This window comes from Pseudomonas boreofloridensis (assembly GCF_030580795.1).
GTDB lineage: Bacteria > Pseudomonadota > Gammaproteobacteria > Pseudomonadales > Pseudomonadaceae > Aquipseudomonas > Aquipseudomonas boreofloridensis.
This window is the reverse complement of the sequence record NZ_JAUQOQ010000002.1, coordinates 355274-374139: the sequence shown is the minus strand read 5'-3', so window position 1 is coordinate 374139 and position 18866 is coordinate 355274. Positions and strand designations below refer to the sequence as shown.

At 63.9% G+C, this 18866-nt stretch carries 20 protein-coding genes; 9 read left to right on the top strand and 11 right to left on the bottom strand.

Features of this window, described 5'->3' with window-relative positions:
* Positions 1-41 precede the first annotated feature (41 nt).
* Positions 42-1022 carry a phosphate ABC transporter substrate-binding protein PstS gene (locus tag Q6A47_RS03945; protein ID WP_029612258.1) on the bottom strand — a complete coding sequence of 327 codons (981 nt, stop codon included), beginning with the start codon at positions 1020-1022 and terminating at the stop codon, positions 42-44.
* Positions 1023-1159: 137 nt separating this feature from the next.
* The gene (locus tag Q6A47_RS03940) at positions 1160-2449 is read right to left on the bottom strand and encodes an MFS transporter (protein ID WP_029612257.1); all 1290 of its coding nucleotides are present in this window, start codon (positions 2447-2449) and stop codon (positions 1160-1162) included.
* A 356-nt stretch (positions 2450-2805) separates the two neighbouring features.
* Here Q6A47_RS03940 and Q6A47_RS03935 point away from each other — a divergent pair, with 356 nt between their 5' ends.
* Entirely contained in the window at positions 2806-3204 is a 399-nt protein-coding gene (locus tag Q6A47_RS03935) for an acyl-CoA thioesterase (RefSeq protein WP_029612256.1), read from the top strand.
* A gap of 71 nt (positions 3205-3275) precedes the next feature.
* Positions 3276-4172 carry a D-hexose-6-phosphate mutarotase gene (locus Q6A47_RS03930; protein WP_304483146.1) on the top strand — a complete coding sequence of 299 codons (897 nt, stop codon included), beginning with the start codon at positions 3276-3278 and terminating at the stop codon, positions 4170-4172.
* 13 nt (positions 4173-4185) lie between these two features.
* On the opposite strand, the gene Q6A47_RS03925 is transcribed toward Q6A47_RS03930, so the two are convergent.
* The 5 genes from Q6A47_RS03925 to Q6A47_RS03905 form a co-directional block, all read right to left on the bottom strand.
* A complete protein-coding gene (locus Q6A47_RS03925; RefSeq protein ID WP_162889481.1) occupies positions 4186-4719 on the bottom strand; it encodes a DUF3299 domain-containing protein in 534 nt (177 codons plus the stop codon).
* 48 nt (positions 4720-4767) lie between these two features.
* A complete protein-coding gene (locus Q6A47_RS03920) occupies positions 4768-5013 on the bottom strand; it encodes a GlsB/YeaQ/YmgE family stress response membrane protein (protein ID WP_039582420.1) in 246 nt (81 codons plus the stop codon).
* A gap of 95 nt (positions 5014-5108) precedes the next feature.
* On the bottom strand, positions 5109-6191 hold the full coding sequence (locus Q6A47_RS03915; RefSeq protein ID WP_304483142.1) for a 5-(carboxyamino)imidazole ribonucleotide synthase: 1083 nt from the start codon (positions 6189-6191) through the stop codon (positions 5109-5111).
* Positions 6192-6201: 10 nt separating this feature from the next.
* Positions 6202-6693 carry a 5-(carboxyamino)imidazole ribonucleotide mutase gene (gene purE / locus Q6A47_RS03910; RefSeq protein WP_029612250.1) on the bottom strand — a complete coding sequence of 164 codons (492 nt, stop codon included), beginning with the start codon at positions 6691-6693 and terminating at the stop codon, positions 6202-6204.
* Positions 6694-6861: 168 nt separating this feature from the next.
* The gene (locus tag Q6A47_RS03905; protein ID WP_029612249.1) at positions 6862-7803 is read right to left on the bottom strand and encodes a LysR substrate-binding domain-containing protein; all 942 of its coding nucleotides are present in this window, start codon (positions 7801-7803) and stop codon (positions 6862-6864) included.
* Between the two features lie 181 nt (positions 7804-7984).
* Between Q6A47_RS03905 and aspA the strand changes: the two genes are divergently transcribed.
* The 4 genes from aspA (at position 7985) to Q6A47_RS03885 (ending at position 12884) form a co-directional block, all read left to right on the top strand.
* Entirely contained in the window at positions 7985-9409 is a 1425-nt protein-coding gene (gene aspA / locus Q6A47_RS03900; protein ID WP_039582414.1) for an aspartate ammonia-lyase, read from the top strand.
* A gap of 180 nt (positions 9410-9589) precedes the next feature.
* Complete coding sequence (locus tag Q6A47_RS03895) at positions 9590-10582, top strand: AraC family transcriptional regulator (protein WP_295483287.1); 993 nt, start codon at positions 9590-9592, stop codon at positions 10580-10582.
* Between the two features lie 155 nt (positions 10583-10737).
* Positions 10738-11778, top strand: coding sequence for a histone deacetylase family protein (locus tag Q6A47_RS03890; protein ID WP_304483140.1), 1041 nt, complete (start codon positions 10738-10740; stop codon positions 11776-11778).
* Positions 11779-11780: 2 nt separating this feature from the next.
* On the top strand, positions 11781-12884 hold the full coding sequence (locus Q6A47_RS03885; RefSeq protein ID WP_029612243.1) for a polyamine ABC transporter substrate-binding protein: 1104 nt from the start codon (positions 11781-11783) through the stop codon (positions 12882-12884).
* A gap of 19 nt (positions 12885-12903) precedes the next feature.
* Here Q6A47_RS03885 and pdxR read toward each other — a convergent pair whose 3' ends face one another.
* Positions 12904-14430: a MocR-like pyridoxine biosynthesis transcription factor PdxR gene (pdxR, locus tag Q6A47_RS03880; RefSeq protein WP_295483278.1), complete on the bottom strand. Its 1527-nt coding sequence runs from the start codon at positions 14428-14430 to the stop codon at positions 12904-12906.
* 91 nt (positions 14431-14521) lie between these two features.
* Here pdxR and Q6A47_RS03875 point away from each other — a divergent pair, with 91 nt between their 5' ends.
* Genes Q6A47_RS03875 through Q6A47_RS03865 form a run of 3 tightly spaced genes read left to right on the top strand, consistent with a single transcriptional unit; the run spans position 14522 to position 16311 of the window.
* A complete protein-coding gene (locus Q6A47_RS03875; RefSeq protein WP_304483138.1) occupies positions 14522-15151 on the top strand; it encodes an FMN-binding negative transcriptional regulator in 630 nt (209 codons plus the stop codon).
* Positions 15152-15163: 12 nt separating this feature from the next.
* Positions 15164-15610 carry a GNAT family N-acetyltransferase gene (locus Q6A47_RS03870; RefSeq protein WP_039582407.1) on the top strand — a complete coding sequence of 149 codons (447 nt, stop codon included), beginning with the start codon at positions 15164-15166 and terminating at the stop codon, positions 15608-15610.
* A gap of 5 nt (positions 15611-15615) precedes the next feature.
* A complete protein-coding gene (locus Q6A47_RS03865; RefSeq protein WP_304483136.1) occupies positions 15616-16311 on the top strand; it encodes a GNAT family N-acetyltransferase in 696 nt (231 codons plus the stop codon).
* Here Q6A47_RS03865 and Q6A47_RS03860 read toward each other — a convergent pair.
* The 3 genes from Q6A47_RS03860 to oadA form a co-directional block, all read right to left on the bottom strand.
* Positions 16304-16582: a helix-turn-helix transcriptional regulator gene (locus tag Q6A47_RS03860; RefSeq protein ID WP_029612235.1), complete on the bottom strand. Its 279-nt coding sequence runs from the start codon at positions 16580-16582 to the stop codon at positions 16304-16306. The genes Q6A47_RS03865 and Q6A47_RS03860 overlap by 8 nt on opposite strands.
* A complete protein-coding gene (locus Q6A47_RS03855) occupies positions 16579-16809 on the bottom strand; it encodes a hypothetical protein (protein ID WP_304483135.1) in 231 nt (76 codons plus the stop codon). Before Q6A47_RS03855 ends, Q6A47_RS03860 begins: the two co-directional genes overlap by 4 nt.
* A 208-nt stretch (positions 16810-17017) precedes the next feature.
* A complete protein-coding gene (oadA, locus tag Q6A47_RS03850; protein ID WP_039582401.1) occupies positions 17018-18826 on the bottom strand; it encodes a sodium-extruding oxaloacetate decarboxylase subunit alpha in 1809 nt (602 codons plus the stop codon).
* Positions 18827-18866 lie beyond the last annotated feature (40 nt).

The following is an 18866-nucleotide window of genomic DNA, read 5'->3' as shown; positions in this document are numbered from 1 at the left end:
ACGATCGGCGGCTGAAGACCGATCGCTTCCGGGTCATCGTCTTACTTGTGGGCCAGGCCCAGGTCGTTCAGGGTCTTCTCGACGACTTTGGCCGGCAGCGGGATGTAGCCATCCTTCACCACCACCTGCTGGCCGGCCTGGGACAGCACCAGCTTGACGAACTCGGCTTCCAGCGGTGCCAGCGGCTTGTTCGGCGCCTTGTTCACGTACACGTAGAGGAAGCGCGACAGCGGATACTTGCCGTTCAGGGCGTTCTCTTCGGTGTCTTCGATGAACTCGCTGCTGCCTTTCTTGGCCAGGGCAACGGTCTTAACGCTGGCGGTTTTGTAGCCGATGCCCGAGTAACCGATGCTGTTCAGCGAAGAACTGATCGACTGCACCACCGACGCCGAGCCGGGCTGCTCGTTGACGTTAGGCTTGAAGTCGCCTTTGCACAGCGCCTCTTCCTTGAAGTAGCCATAGGTGCCGGACACCGAGTTGCGCCCGAACAGCTGGATGGGCTTGCTGGCCAGGTCGCCGGTCACGCCCACGTCGCCCCAGGTCTTGACCTCGGTCTTGCCACCGCACAGGCGGGTGGAAGAGAAAATGGCATCGACCTGTTCCATGGTCAGGTGCTGGATCGGGTTGTCCTTGTGCACGAACACGGCCAAGGCATCGACAGCGACCGGAATGGCGGTCGGCTTGTAACCGTACTTCTGCTCGAAGGCCTGCAGCTCGACGTCTTTCATCTTGCGGCTCATCGGGCCGAGGTTGGCGGTGCCCTCGGTCAGCGCAGGTGGTGCGGTGGACGAGCCAGCAGCCTGGATCTGGATGTTGACGTTCGGATATTCCTTCTTGTAGGCCTCGGCCCACAGAGTCATCAGGTTCGCGAGGGTATCGGAACCGACGCTGGAGAGGTTGCCCGACACACCCGTGGTCTTGGTGTAGGTCGGGATAGCAGGATCGACAGCGGCGACCGCGGTGGCGGCTGCGACGCCAGCGGCGGCAAAGGTGAGGGCCGCCATCAAACGCTTCAATTTCATGCCTTACTCCTAGCAGGAATGGGGGGTGTCGGATGGAACGGGGCCCAGTATCGGCACGCCGCATGAACACGATATGACCTAATTGTGACAAATGGATGAAAGGCCATCATTGCGACGAGGGCCTTTCACGCGGGTCATCAGCGTTTTCGTGCGAGCAGGTACAGCCCTACCCCCAGGCCCACCGCACACAGCCCCGCCACATAGTAGGCCGGCGCCATGGGGCTGACTTTGAGCAGCCCGGTCACCACCATGGGCGTGAGGCCGCCGAAGATGGCGTAGGCAACGTTGTAGGAGAACGACAGCCCACTGAACCGCACCGCTGCCGGGAACGCCTTGACCATCACGTAGGGCACCGCGCCGACCAGGCCGACGAACAGACCGGTGACGGCATACAGCGGAAACAGCAGGTCCGGGCGCGTCGGCAGGCTGTGGTAGAAGACCCAGGACGAGGCCAACAGCCCCAGGCTGCCGAGCACGAACACCCGCCCGGCGCCGAAGCGATCCGCCAGACTACCCGCACCGATGCAACCCAGGCTGAGCAGAACGATGGCCAGGCTGTTGGCCTTGAGCGAATCGGTGGGGCTGATGTGGTACAGGCTCTGCAGCAATGCCGGGGTCATCAGGATCACCACCACGATGCCCGCCGACAGCAGCCAGGTCAGCAACATCGACAGAATGATCGCGCCCTGGTGATCGCGCAGGACCGCACGCAGTGGCAGTTCCTCGGCCAGAGCCTTGCGCTGCTGCATTTCGGCGAACACCGGGGTTTCATGCAGCCAACGCCGCAGGTACACCGCGAACAGGCCGAACACGCCGCCGAGCAGGAAAGGAATACGCCAGGCGTAGTCGGCCACTTGCTCTGGGGTGTACAGGGTGTTGATCAGGGTGGCCACCAGCGAGCCCAGCAAGATGCCCGCCGTCAGCCCCGCCGTGAGCGTGCCGCAGGCATACCCGGTGTTGCGCTCGGGCACGTGCTCGGAGACGAACACCCAGGCCCCCGGCACTTCGCCTCCAATCGCCGCGCCCTGCACCACGCGCATCAGCAGCAGCAGGATCGGTGCCCACAGGCCGATCTGCGCATAGGTCGGTAGCAGGCCCATGATCAGCGTCGGCAGCGCCATCATGAAGATGCTCAAGGTGAACATCTTCTTGCGCCCGAGCAGGTCACCGAAGTGGGCCATGACGATGCCGCCCAGTGGCCGCGCCAAGTAGCCGGCAGCGAAGATGCCGAAGGTCTGCATCAGGCGCAGCCATTCGGGCATGTCGGCGGGGAAGAACAGTTTGCCGACCACCGTGGCGAAGAACACGAAAATGATGAAGTCATAGAACTCCAACGCGCCGCCCAGCGCCGACAGCGAAAGGGTCTTGTAGTCGCTGCGGGTCAGCGGCCGGGAAGGCTGTTCGAGGGGGTTGGGCACGGCGGTCATGGAGATTCTCTTTTATAGGACAGGCCGCTTGTGGCGCGGCTGCTGGTGCGGGAAGGGCGAAGATAGCAAATTGCTAAGCGCTGCTCATAGCGATACAAAAACCCTACAGTTATTCACTATGGCGCTGTCGTCGCTGGCCAATCCCGTCTATATACTGGCCCGTTGTAGGAAAAGGTTGGCTACGATGTGGGACGTTGTGCGAAAACGCCGGTCACACTGGACAGACGGTTCCTCAGCGTTTTCCTTTGGCCACCGCCGGCAGCCAGATCAGCGTAGTATGTTTCGCGCTGAATCGTTTTCAGGGCGTCCACCACCGCGCCAACCAATGAAGCTTCACGGGTCAGAGGCCCCACGGCATGATTGAGCTCGAACAAGAAGATCCCATCCCGCAGGGCGACCTGGCCTTGCAGATCACCGCGCTGCCGCGTGAAACCAACGGCTTCGGCGACATCTTCGGCGGCTGGCTGGTCGCGCAGATGGACTTGGCTGGCACCGCCATGGCCAGCCGCGTCGCGAGCGGACGCGTGGCCACCGTGTCCATCGACCGCATGGCCTTTCTGGTGCCGGTGGCCGTGGGCGCGCAACTGTCGTTCTACACCCAGACCCTGGAAATCGGGCGCAGCTCCATCCGCATGATGGTCGAGGTGTGGAGCGACGACCCGCTGTCCAGCGAATGGCGCAAGGTCACCGAAGCGGTATTCGTCTTCGTCGCCATCGACGGCAGCGGCCGCACCCGCTCCGTGCCGCGCTGCTGAAGCCCGACGCGCGGTAAACTCGACGTCGGCATCGAGGTCCAACGGCCTCACCCGCATTGAATGAGGGCCGCATGGCAACCTTCACGGTCGACACCGAGCAACACGGCGAACTCAGCTGCTGGCGCATCGTCAGCCAGCACGCCGAACTTCTCATCGCCCAGCAGGGCGCGCAGATCCTCAGCTACCAGCGCCTCGGCGAGCCGCCGCTGCTGTGGCTGAGCGACCAGGCTTTGTTCCGTCCAGGCAAGTCGGTGCGCGCCGGGGTGCCGGTGTGCTGGCCCTGGTTCAGCAACTTCCAGCGCAATCCTGAATCGGTCCGCGCGATGTACCAAGGCAGCGAAGCACCGGCCCACGGCCTGGTGCGCGGCCGCGACTGGCAACTGCTGGGTGTCGAGGAGCGCGATGAAACGCTGCGTATCGAATTCGACCTGCCCGAGGCCCAGGGCCAACTGCCCGACTGGCCGCACACCGTCGAATTGCGCCTGGTGATCGAATTGGGCACGCAACTGCGCGTCGCACTGTCCAGTCGCAACCTGGGCGAGGCGCCCGTCACCCTGAGCCAGGCGCTGCACAGCTACTTCGCCGTAAGTGACGTGCGCGAGGTGCAGGTGGAGGGTGTAGAGGGCCTGACCTACATCGAAACCCTGGAGAACTGGGAGCCGCGCACCCAGCACAGCGTGCTGCGCTTTGCGGGTGAGACCGACCGTATCTACCTGAGCACGCCCCAGCAACTGGCGATCGTCGATCCGCGCTGGAACCGCCGAGTCATCTTGCGTGCCAGCGGCTCGCGCAGCGCAGTGATATGGAACCCCTGGACCGACCGAGCCCGCGAGTTGCCGGACATGGCCGACGATGGCTGGCAGCGCATGCTGTGCATCGAGACGGCGAACGTGTGGGATGACGTGGTCACCCTGGCGCCCGGCGCGGGCCATGTGCTGCAGGTGGAACTGAGCAGCGAAGCGCTCTGAGCCCTACGGCGACTCAGAGGTCGGCGTCTTCCACCACCCGCACCTTCGCCGCGTCCAGCGCGTAGGCAGCGTCGGCCAGGTCGTTGCTCACCTTCTCGATCTTCAAGGCGCCGCTGACCCACAGCGGCGTGTAGATATCGGTGATCTTCAGGCCTTTGGGGTAGCGCACCAGCACCAACTGGTTCGGTGGTGGCGGCGGCACGTGGATGCAGGCGCCCGGATACGGGACCAGGAAGAACAACGTGCTGTTGCCCTTGGCGTCGCTTTCCAGCGGCACCGGATAACCGCCCAGGCGGATCTGCCGGCCGTTCATCGCCGCCACGGTCTTGGTCGAGTACATCACCGCAGGCAGGCCCTTGCTCTGCTTCAGGCCACCCTTGGCGGTGAAGGTGCCGAGCGCTTCAGGCGAGTTGTGGTCGATTTCAGGCATCTGCTCGAGGGCCTTCTGGTCCGACTTGGGCATCAGCTCCAGCCAGTCGGTCTCGGGCAGCTCGGCATGGGCCAGGGTGCTGGCCAGCAACAGGGAAAACAGGAATGACGCACGCATGGCAATGCTCGGCAACTCGGATGAATTGCCGCGCATTCTAGCCTGTGTTCAACGCTTCTTGATGAATCCGTAGATCACCAGCAGCACGATGGCGCCGACCAGCGCGCCGAAGAAGCCCGCCGCCTGGCCGGCATGATAGATACCCAGCGCCTGGCCGCCGTAGGTGGCCACCAGCGAGCCGGCGATGCCGAGCAGAATGGTCATGATCAGGCCCATGCTGTCGTCGCCCGGTTTGAGGAAACGTGCGAGCAGGCCGACGATCAGGCCGATGAAGATAGTTCCGATGATGCCCATGGCAATCCCTCCGCAATAAAAATGGAACAGGCCAAAGCCCGTGCAGCGCTTTGGCGTGTTGCCATTTCAGAGGGCGGGCGCCCGGCGAAGTTCGATCAGCCGCCGATCAGTTGCTCGACTTCGGCAATCTTCGCCTGGAGGGTAACCATGTCCTTGCAGCGCAGCGTGGCGTGGCCGACTTTACGACCGACCTTGAACGCTTTGCCATAGTGGTGCAGGTGGCAATCGTCGATGGCCGTCACCTTGTCCACGGCCGGCACCTCGCCGATGAAGTTGAGCATGGCGCTCTCACCGACCTTGGCGGTCGAGCCCAGCGGCAGGCCGGCGACGGCGCGCAGGTGGTTCTCGAACTGGCTGCACTCGGCGCCTTCGATGGTCCAGTGCCCGGAGTTGTGCACCCGCGGGGCGATCTCGTTGGCCTTCAGACCGCCGTCCACCTCGAAGAACTCGAAAGCCATGACCCCGACGTAGTCGAGTTTCTCGAGCACGCGGGCGACGTAGTCTTCGGCCAGGGCCTGCAACGGGTGCGCGACACTGGCCACCGACAGGCGCAGGATGCCGCTGTCGTGGGTGTTGTGCACCAGGGGATAGAAGCGCGTCTCGCCGTCACGGCCCCGCACGGCCACCAGCGAGACTTCGCCGGTGAACGGCACGAAACCTTCCAGCAGACAGGGCACGCTGCCCAACTCGGCGAACGTGCCTGCCACGTCCTGCGCCGTGCGCAGGACTTTCTGGCCCTTGCCGTCGTAGCCCAGGGTGCGAGTCTTGAGCACGGCCGGTAGGCCGATGCTGGCCACGGCGGCGTCGAGGTCGGCCTGCGAGAGGATATCGGCGAAGGCCGGGGTGGGAATACCCAGGTCGCGGAACAGGCTCTTCTCGAACAGGCGATCGCGCGCGATGCGCAGCGCCTCGGCGCTCGGGTAGACCGGCACGAACTGCGAGAGGAAGGCGACGGTTTCGGCCGGGACGCTCTCGAACTCGAAGGTGACCAGATCGACTTCGTCGGCCAACTGACGCAGGTGGTCCTGGTCGCCGTAGTCGGCGCGCAGGTGTTCGCCCAGCGGTGCCGCGCAGGCATCCGGCGCCGGGTCGAGGAAAGCGAAGTTCATGCCCAGCGGCGTACCCGCCAGAGCCAGCATGCGGCCCAGTTGGCCGCCACCGATTACACCGATCTTCATATCGTCAGCCTCAAGCCTGGCGTGGGTCCGGGTTGTCCAGAACGGTGTCGGTCTGCTCGGTGCGGAACTGCTTGAGCGCCGCATGGTACTGCGGGTACTTGGCGCCCAGGATGCTCGCCGACAGCAGCGCCGCGTTGATCGCGCCGGCCTTGCCGATGGCCAGGGTAGCGACCGGCACACCGGCCGGCATCTGCACGATCGACAGCAGCGAATCGACACCCGACAGCATCGACGACTGGACCGGCACGCCGAGCACCGGCAGGTGGGTCTTGGCGGCGCACATGCCGGGCAGGTGCGCAGCACCGCCAGCGCCAGCGATGATCACCTCGATGCCGCGGCCTTCGGCCTGTTCGGCGTACTGGAACAGCAGGTCGGGGGTGCGGTGGGCGGACACCACCTTCACCTCGTAGGGAATGCCGAGTTTTTCCAGCATATCGGCGGTGTGGCTAAGGGTGGACCAATCGGACTTGGAGCCCATGATCACGCCAACCAGTGCACTCATCGTCGAGCCTCTTCGCTTGTGCGCCCGGGGGCGCCGTCAAAAAACAACAAGCCACGCGGGACGGCGTGGCTTGTTTGCTGTTCATGACCGGATCCAACCGGTCCAGGGGCCGCGCAGTATACCGTAACCCAGCGCCGCACAGGCACCCCTGCCGACCATCTGTCGGCCTTATTTTTCGGGGGTTGCGCTGACTTTCGAGTCAACTGCCACACCCTGTGCGACACCTTCGAGCTTGCGCCACAGCAACCGCACATTGGCCTTGCGCACCAGCGCGCAGCGGTACAGGCGAATCTCCAGCGGCACATGCCACTGGCTGGGGCCGCAGATCACCAGTTCCCCGCGCTCCAGCTCGCCGCGCATCGACAGGCGCGGCACCCAGGCGATGCCCATGCCTTCGAGCGCCATGCTCTTGAGGCTGTCGGCCATCGCCGTCTCGTACACCGTGGTGTAGCGCAGGTTGCGCTGGCGCAGCAGCAGGCTCACCGAACGCCCGAGAAACGCACCGGCACTGTAGGCCAGCAGCGGCACGCTGGCCTCGCCTTCCAGGTCGAACAGCGGCTTGCCATCAGCCCCCACCGCACACACCGGCAGCATCTCGGTGGTGCCCATGTGCAGGGACGGAAAGATCTCCGCATCCATCTGCAAGGCGGCATCCGGGTCATAGAACGCCAGCATCAGGTCGCAACCGCCTTCACGCAGGGCATGCACGGCGTCGCCGACGTTGGTGGCCACCAGCCGGGTGGCGATGTTCAGCCCGTCGTTGCGCAACTGCGCCACCCAACGCGGGAAGAAGCCGGAGGCCAGGGAATGCGCGGCGGCCACCTGGATGACCTCGCCCTGCCCGCCCTCCAAATGGTGCAAGTGGCGGAGCACTTCGCTCAACTGGTCGACAACGGTTCGAGCGGTGACCAGAAAAAGCTGTCCGGCCTCGGTCAGTTCGATGGGCGTGCGCGAGCGGTTCACCAGGGTCAGCCCGAGCGCAGCTTCCAGGCTGCGGATGCGGCGGCTGAAGGCCGGCTGGGTGACGAAACGGCGCTCTGCCGCCTGAGAGAAGCTACGCGTCGAGGCCAGGGCACTGAAGTCTTCCAGCCACTTGCTTTCAAGGTTCATCGAGAAGCTCCGCAGGCGTGCACCAAAATGGGACACGCTCGATTGTCAATCGGCGTCACATCAAACCGTATGCCGTTTGTGCATAGGTTAGCGTGCATCAGCATTGGCCGCAAAACCCGTCGATCCCTAGGATTGGCGGCATTCCGGCTAGTGCCGGGGCCAACCCGAGATGATATCAGTCATGTCCTCCGCTGCATCGTTCCGTGTCGAAAAAGACCTGCTTGGTACCCTTGAAGTCCCTGCCGATGCCTACTACGGCATCCAGACCCTGCGCGCTGCCAACAACTTCCACCTCTCCGGCGTTCCGCTGTCGCACTACCCGAAGCTGGTCGTGGCCCTGGCCATGGTCAAGCAGGCCGCTGCCGACGCCAACCGTGAGCTGGGTCACCTGAGCGATGCCAAGCACGCTGCCATCAGCGCAGCCTGCGCCCGCCTGATCAAAGGCGATTATCACGAGCAGTTCGTGGTCGACATGATCCAGGGCGGTGCAGGCACCTCCACCAACATGAACGCCAACGAGGTCATCGCCAACGTTGCGCTGGAGGCCATGGGCCACCAGAAGGGTGAGTATCAGTACCTGCATCCGAACAACGACGTGAACATGGCGCAGTCGACCAACGACGCCTACCCGACTGCCATCCGCCTGGGCCTGCTGCTGGGTCACGACGCCCTGCTGGCCAGCCTCGACAGCCTGATCCAGGCCTTCGCGGCCAAGGGCAAGGAATTCGACCACGTCCTGAAGATGGGCCGCACCCAGCTGCAAGACGCCGTGCCGATGACCCTCGGCCAGGAATTCCACGCCTTCGCCACCACCATGACCGAAGACCTCAACCGTCTGCGTTCGCTGGCGCCTGAGCTGCTCACCGAAATCAACCTGGGCGGCACCGCCATCGGCACCGGCATCAACGCCGACCCGGGCTATCAGGCCCTGGCCGTGCAGCGCCTGGCCACCATCAGCGGCCAGCCGCTGGTACCGGCAGCCGACCTGATCGAAGCCACCTCCGACATGGGCGCCTTCGTGCTGTTCTCCGGCATGCTCAAGCGCACCGCGGTCAAGCTGTCGAAGATCTGCAATGACCTGCGCCTGCTGTCCAGCGGCCCGCGCACCGGCATCAACGAAATCAACCTGCCGGCGCGCCAGCCGGGCAGCTCGATCATGCCGGGCAAAGTCAACCCAGTCATCCCCGAAGCGGTCAACCAGGTGGCCTTCGCCATCATGGGCAACGACCTGGCCCTGACCGTCGCGGCCGAAGGCGGCCAGTTGCAGCTCAACGTGATGGAGCCGCTGATCGCCTACAAGATCTTCGACTCGATCCGCCTGCTGCAGCGCGCCATGGACATGCTGCGCGAGCACTGCATCGTCGGCATCACCGCCAACGAACAACGCTGCCGCGAACTGGTCGAGCACTCCATCGGCCTGGTCACCGCGCTGAACCCGTATATCGGCTACGAGAACGCCACCCGTATCGCCCGCGTCGCCCTGGAAACCGGGCGTGGCGTGCTGGAACTGGTTCGCGAGGAGAAGCTGCTGGACGACGCCATGCTCGATGACATCCTGCGTCCGGAAAACATGATCGCTCCCCGTCTGGTTCCGCTCAAAGCGTAACCCGACCGCTGCAACCGTCTCACCAGGTCGAGGGACTAGACACCTCTCAACCTTTCCAGGGCCCGAGCGCACAGCGCCGGGCCCTTTTTTTATCCACGCTTCGCACCTCCACCGACCCGTCGGCGTCCTGCGGCACACAACTTGCTCGCCAATAGCCCTCACCGCACCGGGATGCCGAGCATGCTGCACAGTCACCTCACTACCCTCAACGCCGTTTCGCTGATCCTCAACCTGTTCCAGGAAGAGGGCTGCAACGCTACGCAACTGCTCGATGGCAGCGGCATAGGCCCGGCGGACCTGGGGCATCCCGACGCGCGCATCACCACCCAGCAGGAACTGCAGGTCTGCGCAAACGCCGTGGCGCGACGCGCGGAAATCGGCCTGGAACTGGGCCGGCGCATGCATGTGTCCTGCTATGGCATGCTCGGTTACGCGCTGCTCTCCAGTGCCACTTTGGGTGACGCCCTGCGTCTGGCACTGCGCTTTCCGGCACTGCTGGGAACAATCTTCCAACTGCGCCTGGTCGACGACGGCCAGCGCGTCTGGCTCAGCGCCAGCGATTATCGCGAGCCGCCAGCCCTGGCAGCGTTCAACGCCGAATTCTGCATGGTGTCGCTCAAGGTCATCTGCGATGACCTGCTCGGCCGGCCACTGCCCCTGCTGGCCGCCCGCTTCGAACACGCGCGCCCGGCCTATCACCCGCTCTATGCCGGTGCATTCCAGTGCCCCCTGGAATTCCGCGCGCAAGACAACGCCGTCGCCTTCGAACGGCGCTGGCTCGACATGCCCTTGCCACTCGCCGACCCCATTACCCACAAGGCCATGGCCGAACGGTGCCGCCGCCTGAACCTGGAGTTCACAGGACGCCAGGCCTGGCTTGGGCGCATCCGCCAGTTGCTGCTCAAGCAACTCGACGCGGCGCCTGGGCTGGAGGGCCTGGCGCAGCAGATGAACTGCTCCTCGCGGACCCTGCGCCGCCACTTGCAGGCGCTGGGCAGCAGTTACCAGCAGTTGCTCGACGAACTGCGTTTCGAGCGCGCCAAACAGCTGTTGGCCGAGGATCACATGCCCATCTACCGCATCGCCGAGACGCTCGGTTTCAGCGAGACGGCCAGCTTCCGGCATGCCTTCCAGCGTTGGAGCGGCGTAGCGCCCAGTCATTTTCGCGGCTGATCCAAACCGCTGGACGCGGCCTGAATGATCCCCCACGGCCCCGATCCGGCCATCGACAGTGGCCACATCGATCCCCTTTTGGCCGTTTGCGACGTTCACCCCCTCTGGCTTGCCCATCACAATGAATTCACGCCAGTCCCTGCGGAGAACAACAAATGCTGACGATCTATTCCGACGATCACCGCCTGCACCACGGCCGCTGCGAGCTGATCGACGGCAAGCTGATGCCGTGCTTCGAGATGCCATCACGCGCCGATCATGTACTCGACCGCGTCAAGCAGCGCGAATTGGGTCCGATCCAGGCGCCCACCGACTTCGGCCGTGAGCCCCTGCTGCGCGTCCACAGCGCCGCCTACCTGGACTTCTTCGAAGGTGCTTGGGCCCGCTGGGCGGCGATGAACCAGGAGGGCGACCTGCTGCCCTTCACCTGGCCGGCACGCACCTTGCGCCCCATCAAGCCACGCGGCCTGCATGGCGAACTGGGCTACTACAGTTTCGACGGCGGCGCGCCCATCACCGCCGGCACCTGGCAGGCCGCCTACAGCGCAGCCCAAGTGGCTCTGACGGCTCAGGTCGCCATCCACAACGGCGCTCACTCGGCCTTCGCCCTGTGCCGTCCGCCAGGACACCATGCCGCCGCCGAGGTGATGGGCGGCTACTGCTACCTGAACAACGCCGCCATCGCTGCCCAGGCCTTCCTCGATCAGGGCAAGGGCAAGGTCGCCATCCTCGATGTGGACTACCACCACGGCAACGGCACCCAAGACATTTTCTATGCCCGCAACGACGTATTCTTCGCCTCGATCCACGGCGACCCGACCGATGAATTTCCGTTCTTCCTGGGCTATGCCGACGAAACCGGCGAAGGCGCCGGCGAGGGCTGCAACGTCAACTATCCCTTGCCAGCGGGCAGCGACTGGACGGCCTGGAGCGCGGCACTGGAAGACGCCTGCCAGCGCATCGCCGCTTTCGACGCCGAGGTGATCGTGGTGTCGCTGGGCGTGGACACCTTCAAGGACGACCCGATCTCCCAGTTCAAGCTCGACAGCCCGGACTACCTGGCCATGGGCGAGCGCATCGCTCGGCTCGGCAAGCCGACGCTGTTCGTGATGGAAGGTGGCTACGCCGTCGAGGAAATCGGTATCAACGCGGTCAACGTGCTGGAAGGTTTCCAGCGCGTCCAGACAGGAGCCTGATCATGCGTCCCTTCAAGCGTCTGCTTGCCCCACTCATCGCTGTCGGCCTGCTGGCCGGAGGTGCTGCGGCCCATGCCGAACAGCGCACCCTGCGCGTGTACAACTGGTTCGACTACATCACCCCGCAGACCCTGGTGGACTTCCAGAAGGATGCCCAGGTCAAGCTGATCTACGACATTTTCGACACCAACGAAGCACTGGAAGCCAAGCTGCTGACCGGCAACTCCGGGTATGACGTGGTGGTGCCGTCCAATGTGTTCCTCGCCAAGCAGATCGAAGCCGGGGTGTTCCAGCCGCTGGACCGCAGCAAGCTGCCGAACTGGCAGCACCTGGACCCGGCGCTGATGAAGCTGATCGAGGCCAACGATCCCGGCAACCGCTTCGCGGTCCCTTACATGTACGGCACCATCCTGATCGGCTTCAACCCAGCCAAGGTCAAGGCTGCGCTCGGCGACAACGCGCCTGTGGACAGCTGGGACCTGATCTTCAAGGAAGAAAACATCGCCAAGCTCAAGCAATGCGGCGTGGCGTTGCTCGATTCCCCCTCGGAGATCCTGCCGCTGGCGCTGCAATACCTGGGCCTGCCGCCCAACAGCGATAATCCGGCCGATTACAAGAAGGCCGAGGCGCTGCTGCTGAAGATTCGTCCGTACGTCACCTACTTCCACTCGTCCAAGTACATGGCCGACATCGCCAATGGCGATATCTGCGTGGCCGTGGGTTACTCCGGCAGCTTCTCCCAGGCGGCCAACCGCGCTCGCGAAGCCAAGAACGGTGTGGTGGTGGACATGCGCCTGCCCAAGGAAGGCGCGCCGATCTGGTTCGACATGCTGGCGATTCCGAAAAACGCGGCAAACCCGGAAGATGCCCACACCTTCATCAACTACCTGCTGCGGCCTGAGGTGATCGCGCCGATCAGCGACTTCGTCGGTTACCCGAACCCGAACAAGGACGCTACCGACAAGGTCAGCCCGGACATTCGCAACAACCCGAACCTGTACCCAACGGCTGAGGCGATGACCAAGCTGTACACCCTCAAGCCGCTGAGCCGAGAGGCAGAACGGGCACGCACCCGCGCCTGGACGCGGATCAAGTCGGGAACCTGAGTCCTACCTCTGCCGGTGGTTAGCGCCAGGCCTTGCGTAACCGCAGCAAGGCCTCGGCGATCTCCGGCTCGGGAACCGCGGCGAAACCCAGCACCAGACCCGCGCACTTATCCACAGGCGCTTCGCCGTTCTCAAGCCAATACGGGCTAAGCGCCTGCACTTCAACCCCCACTGCCTCGGCTTGCGCCACCAATTGCGTTTCCCGGGCAACGTTATCCACATCCACCTTCACATGCAGGCCTGCCGCCACTTCCGGCATGGTGCCCAATCCCGAAACATCCTTGGGCCAGCCCGCCTTCAGCACGTCGCGACGGGCCAGGGCCGCCCGACGCATGCGGCGGATGTGACGCTGAAAGTGTCCCTGAGCCATGAATTGCGCCATCACACATTGAGTACCGACCTCGGAGTGTCGCACTGCCAGCGCGCGTGCCTGGCTGAACGGCTCGACCAGTCGCGGCGGCAGTACCAGGTAGCCCAAGCGCATGGCCGGAAAGGCGATCTTGCCGAAGGTGCCGACGTAGATCACCCGCTGCTGCCTGTCCAGCGCCGCCAGCGGGGCCAACGGCGCGCCGCTGTAGCGGTACTCGCCGTCGTAATCGTCCTCGACGATCCAGCCGTCATGGCGCTCGGCCCAGGCCAGCAACGCCAGGCGCCGCGCCAGGCTCAGGGTGACGCCGGTCGGGTACTGGTGCGCGGGCGTCACATAGACCAATCGACAATCAGGCCAATCCGCCAGCCGCTCGCATTCCAGCCCCTGCTCGTCCACCGGCACGCCGCGCAGCGAAGCACCGGCCAGGGCGAACGCATGCCGAGCCGCACGATAGCCTGGGTTTTCCACAGCCACCTCATCGCCCGGCTGCAACAGGAGCTGTGCACAAAGGCTGATGGCCTGCTGCGCACCACTGGTGATCACAATTTGTTCAGCCGTGCACGACAGCCCGCGCGAGCGACGCATGTAGGCGGCGATCAGTTCGCGCAGCAGTGGCTCGCCCGCCGGATCACCATAGCCGAGCACAGCGGGATCGGGATTTCGCCAGAAACCCGCCTGTAGCTTGGCCCAGACCTCGAACGGAAACAGGTCGACTGCCGGCATGCCCAGTCGAAATGCCCGCGGCGCATCGGTTCGAGGCAGTGAAAGATGATGGCTGGCAAGGCGCTCGAGCGGCGCACTGGAACGCGTCGAGCTGGATAAATGCTCAGTATCAGAAGACGAAAATGTGGATAAACCTGTTGATAACCCCTGGGATAACCTTGTTGATAACTGTGTGGACAGTTTTTCCAGCCGACTCACATACGTGCCATCGCCGACCCGGCTTTCAATGAAGCCTTCGGCATACAGCTGATCGTAGGCACGCACCACGCTGTTGCGCGACAGCGCCAGCATCGACGCCAGGTCACGGGTGGCCGGCAGGCGCGTACCACTGCTCAGGCGGCCATCCAGCACCCTTGCGCGCAGCGCCTGATACAGCTGCTGGCTGAGCCCGCGGCGCCGGTCCAAAACGATTCCGGCTGGGTCGAAAGACGATACGAGTGCGCGCTCAGTCATGAAATTGGACCTATGAAAATAGACTTCAATGGCTCTTACACCAGACCAATAGCCTGCCTAGGATGGTCCCCACTGAACAAGGACTTTCATCATGCACATCGCCAAACCCTTCCAGGATCACGACCTTCAGCGTCTGCACCAGCACATGCAGAGCGCCCGCCTCGCCACCTTGATCAGCCACGGCGACCACGGCCTGCTGGCCACTCATCTGCCGGTACTGCTGGACACCGATGAGGGCGAGTTCGGCACGGTCTACGGCCACCTGGCGCGAGCCAATCGCCAGTGGCAGGACCTGCAGCGCGGCGGCGAGGCGCTGCTGGTGTTTGCAGGTGCGGATGCCTACGTCAGCCCCAGCTATTACCCGAGCAAGCACGACGATCCCAAGGTGGTGCCGACCTGGAACTACGTCGCGGTGCATGCCTACGGTCCGGTCGATGTCATGCACGACGCCGAGTCGCTGCTGCAGATCGTCAGCCGCCTGACCGACCTGCACGAGCAGGGCCGCAGCGAGCCCTGGGCGGTGGCCGATGCGCCAGCCGACTACATCGACGGCATGCTGCGCGCCATCGTCGGTATCCGTCTGCCGATCGCCCGCCTACAGGGCGCGCGCAAGCTCAGCCAGAACCGCAGCGCGGCGGACATCCAGGGCGTTCACGCTGGCCTGGCCGACAGCCGCGACCCACTCGACCAATCACTTGCCGCGCATATGCGCTCGCTCTAAAGGAGAATGCCCATGTCCACCGTCACGCTGCGCCCTGTCCGCGCCGAAGATCACGCCGCCTGGCTGCCGCTGTGGCAGGCCTACCTGCGCTTCTACGAAACCACCCTGGCCGAGGAGGTCAGCGCCAACAGCTGGCAGCGGCTGCTCGACCCCAGCGAACCCACCCATTCGACACTGGCCTGGGTCGATGGCAAGGCGGTGGGCATGGTCAACTTCATCTACCATCGTTCCAACTGGAGCATCGAGAACGCCTGCTACTTGCAGGATCTGTACGTCGACCCACAGCAGCGCGGCCTGGGCATCGGTCGTCAGTTGATCGAGCATGTCTGTGCCACGGCCAAGGCCGCCGGCTGCATCAAGGTGCACTGGCTGACCCACGAAACCAACGCCACAGCCATCGGCCTTTACCAACAGGTGGCCGAACGGCCAGGCTTCATCCAATTCCGCAAAGGGTTGTAAGCGCCATGACTGACGCACTGAACTGGACACCTGCCAGGACTCCCAATGCTGCGCCCCTGGAGGGGCGCTTCATCCGCCTGGAAAAACTCGACCCGGCGCGCCACGGCGACGACCTCTGGGAAGTCCTGCAAGGTCCGGACGCCGACCCCGCTCTGTGGGACTATCTACCCTATGGCCCCTTCACCGAGCGCGCCGCCTTCGACCGCTGGCTGCACGGCCATGCCGCCAGTGCAGATCCGCTGTTCTACAGCGTGATCGACAAAAACAGTGATCAGGCCCAAGGCCTGCTCAGCTACATGTCGATGGTGCCCGACCACGGTCGCTTCGAACTCGGCCACATCGCCTTCGGCGCCGCGATGCAGCGCACGCCCAAGGGCACCGAAGCGGTGTACCTGCTGGGCAAGCTTGGATTCGAACTGGGCAATCGCCGGCTGGAATGGAAGTGCAACGACGCCAACGCCCGCTCCAAGCGCGCCGCACAGCGCTTCGGTTTCGTCTTCGAGGGGGTGTTCCGGCAACACATGGTGGTGAAGGGCCGCAACCGCGATACGGCGTGGTATGCGATCACCGACGGGCAATGGCCGCAGGTGGCAGCCGGTTTCGAGCGCTGGTTGGCGGCCGAGAACCAGCGGCCGGAAGGTCAGGTGCGAACGCTGGAAGACTGTCGACGGGCAAGCGACGGCGCTGGCAGCGCTACCTGATCCGGCTTGCGCGCCTGACCAGACCCATCTGCAAACCGAACGGTTTGAATACCGCGTTCAGGGACTTGAGCGTAGGGTTGCCGTCGCCCTGCTCGATCTGAATGAGCGTGCGCACAGAAATCTTGCAGATGCGCGCGAACTGCGCCTGTTGCATCTTCGCCACCTCCAGACGCAACCGCCGCACGGCAGCGCCCAATTCCAGGCTGCCGTCGGCGATGCCCTCGCGAACGCTGTCGATCATCAGACCACGAGCATCGATGGACACCGTCATGCCAACCCCCACTGCACCAGTCGACGCTCAAGCTTGCCCAGCGCAATTGACGGATGATTCATCACAACATCGGTAAGTCCCAGGCCGGCAAGAATATCCGGCAAGGCGGACAACTGCCGTGCGTCCTGACGCAACCGCTGGTAGGCGTCGTCGGGATAGGCAAAAACAAGCGTGAGCGCATCGTGCCACTTGCCCTGATCGTGTAGTTGGAGCGTGAGTCTATCCATCAATCACCTGCAATTTAATGCATCTTGTAAGTCAAAAAACCGTGCACAACTGCAAGATAGTGCAGATTCTAAGCGATCACCACTTCAGATCTGCATTTTAGTGCATCTAGACCTCATCTTGCGTTTCCATCTGCACTAAAACGCACCGCAAAAAAAGGGGAGCCTTCGCTCCCCATGAGGTAACCGCTTCACCCTCGAGCGCTGCGTATCAGCCCTCGATTTCGATCAGGATCTCACCCGGCGTGACCCGGTCGCCTTTGGCGACATGGATGGCCACGACCTTACCGGCGATGGCCGCCTGCACTTCGGTCTCCATCTTCATGGCCTCAGTGATCAGCACCGCCTGCCCGGCCTTGACCACATCGCCCTCCTTGACCAGCACATCGACGATGTTGCCCGGCATGGTGGTGCTGACATGGCCCGGCGCGCTGGCCTGCTTGCGCTTGCTGCTGCCGCCGCTGACGAAGTCGTTGAGCGGTTCGAACACCACTTCTTCCGGCATACCATCGATCGACAGATAGAAATGGCGCTTGCCTTCGGCCTTGACCCCGACACCGGTGATGTCCACGCGGTACGTCTCGCCGTGCACGTCGATGACGAACTCGGTCGGCACACCCTCACCGCCCACCGAGGCGGCGGCGCCGGCTTCGGGAATCGGCAGCAGCACTTCGGGCTTGAGCGTGCCGGCTTGGCGTTCCTCGAGGAACTTGCGACCGATGTCCGGGAACATGGCGAAGGTCAGCACGTCCTCTTCGCTGTGCGCCAGATTGCCGATCTCGGCGCGCAGCTTGGCCATTTCAGGCTTGAGCAGGTCGGCCGGACGCACATCGATCACGTCTTCGCTGCCAATCGCCTGGCGCCGCAGTTGCTCATCGACCACACCTGGGGCCTTGCCGTAGCCGCCCTGCAGGTACAGCTTCACTTCGTTGGTGATGGTCTTGTAGCGCTCGCCGGCGAGCACGTTGAAGAACGCCTGAGTGCCGACGATCTGCGAGGTCGGCGTGACCAGTGGTGGGAAGCCGAGGTCTTCGCGCACCCGTGGGATTTCCGCCAGCACCTCGTTCATGCGGTTGAGCGCGCCCTGCTCCTTGAGCTGGTTGGCCAGGTTGGAAATCATCCCGCCCGGTACCTGATTGACCTGCACGCGGGTGTCCACGGCGGTGAACTCGCTCTCGAACTGGTGGTACTTCTTGCGCACGGCATAGAAGTACAGGCCAATTTCCTGCAACAGTTCCAGATCCAGGCCGGTGTCGAACTCGCTGCCCTTGAGCGCTGCGACCATCGATTCGGTGCCGGGATGGCTGGTGCCCCAGGCGAAGCTGGAGATGGCCGTGTCAATGTGGTCCGCGCCGTTTTCCACGGCCTTGAGCTGACACATGGCGGCCAGGCCGGCGGTGTCGTGGGAGTGGATGAACACCGGCAGCGACTGCTCGGCCTTCAGGGCCTTGACCAGTTCGCCGGTCGCGAATGGGGTCAGCAGGCCGGCCATGTCCTTGATCGCCACCGAGTCGCACCCCATGGCTTCCATCTGCTGGGCCTGCTTCACGAAGGCGTCGATGGTGTGCACCGGGCTGGTGGTGTAGGCGATGGTGCCTTGTGCGTGCTTGCCAGCCGCCTTCACCGCTTCGATGGCCACGCGCAGGTTACGCACGTCGTTCATGGCATCGAAAATACGGAAGACGTCGATGCCGTTGACTGCCGCCTTGGCCACGAACGCCTTGACCACGTCGTCGCTGTAGTGGCGATAGCCCAGCAGGTTCTGCCCGCGCAGCAGCATCTGCAAGCGCGTATTGGGCAGGGCTGCGCGCAACTGGCGCAGGCGCTCCCACGGGTCTTCCTTGAGGAAGCGCACACAGGCGTCGAAGGTGGCGCCACCCCAGACTTCCAACGACCAGTAGCCTACTTTGTCGAGCTTGTCGCAGATCGGCAGCATGTCTTCGGTGCGCATGCGCGTGGCCAGCAGAGACTGGTGGGCATCACGCAGGATCGTGTCGGTTACATGGATTTTCTTGGACATTGTTATCTCCTTTTAGCGGCAAGCGTGTTGCGGTAAGCCG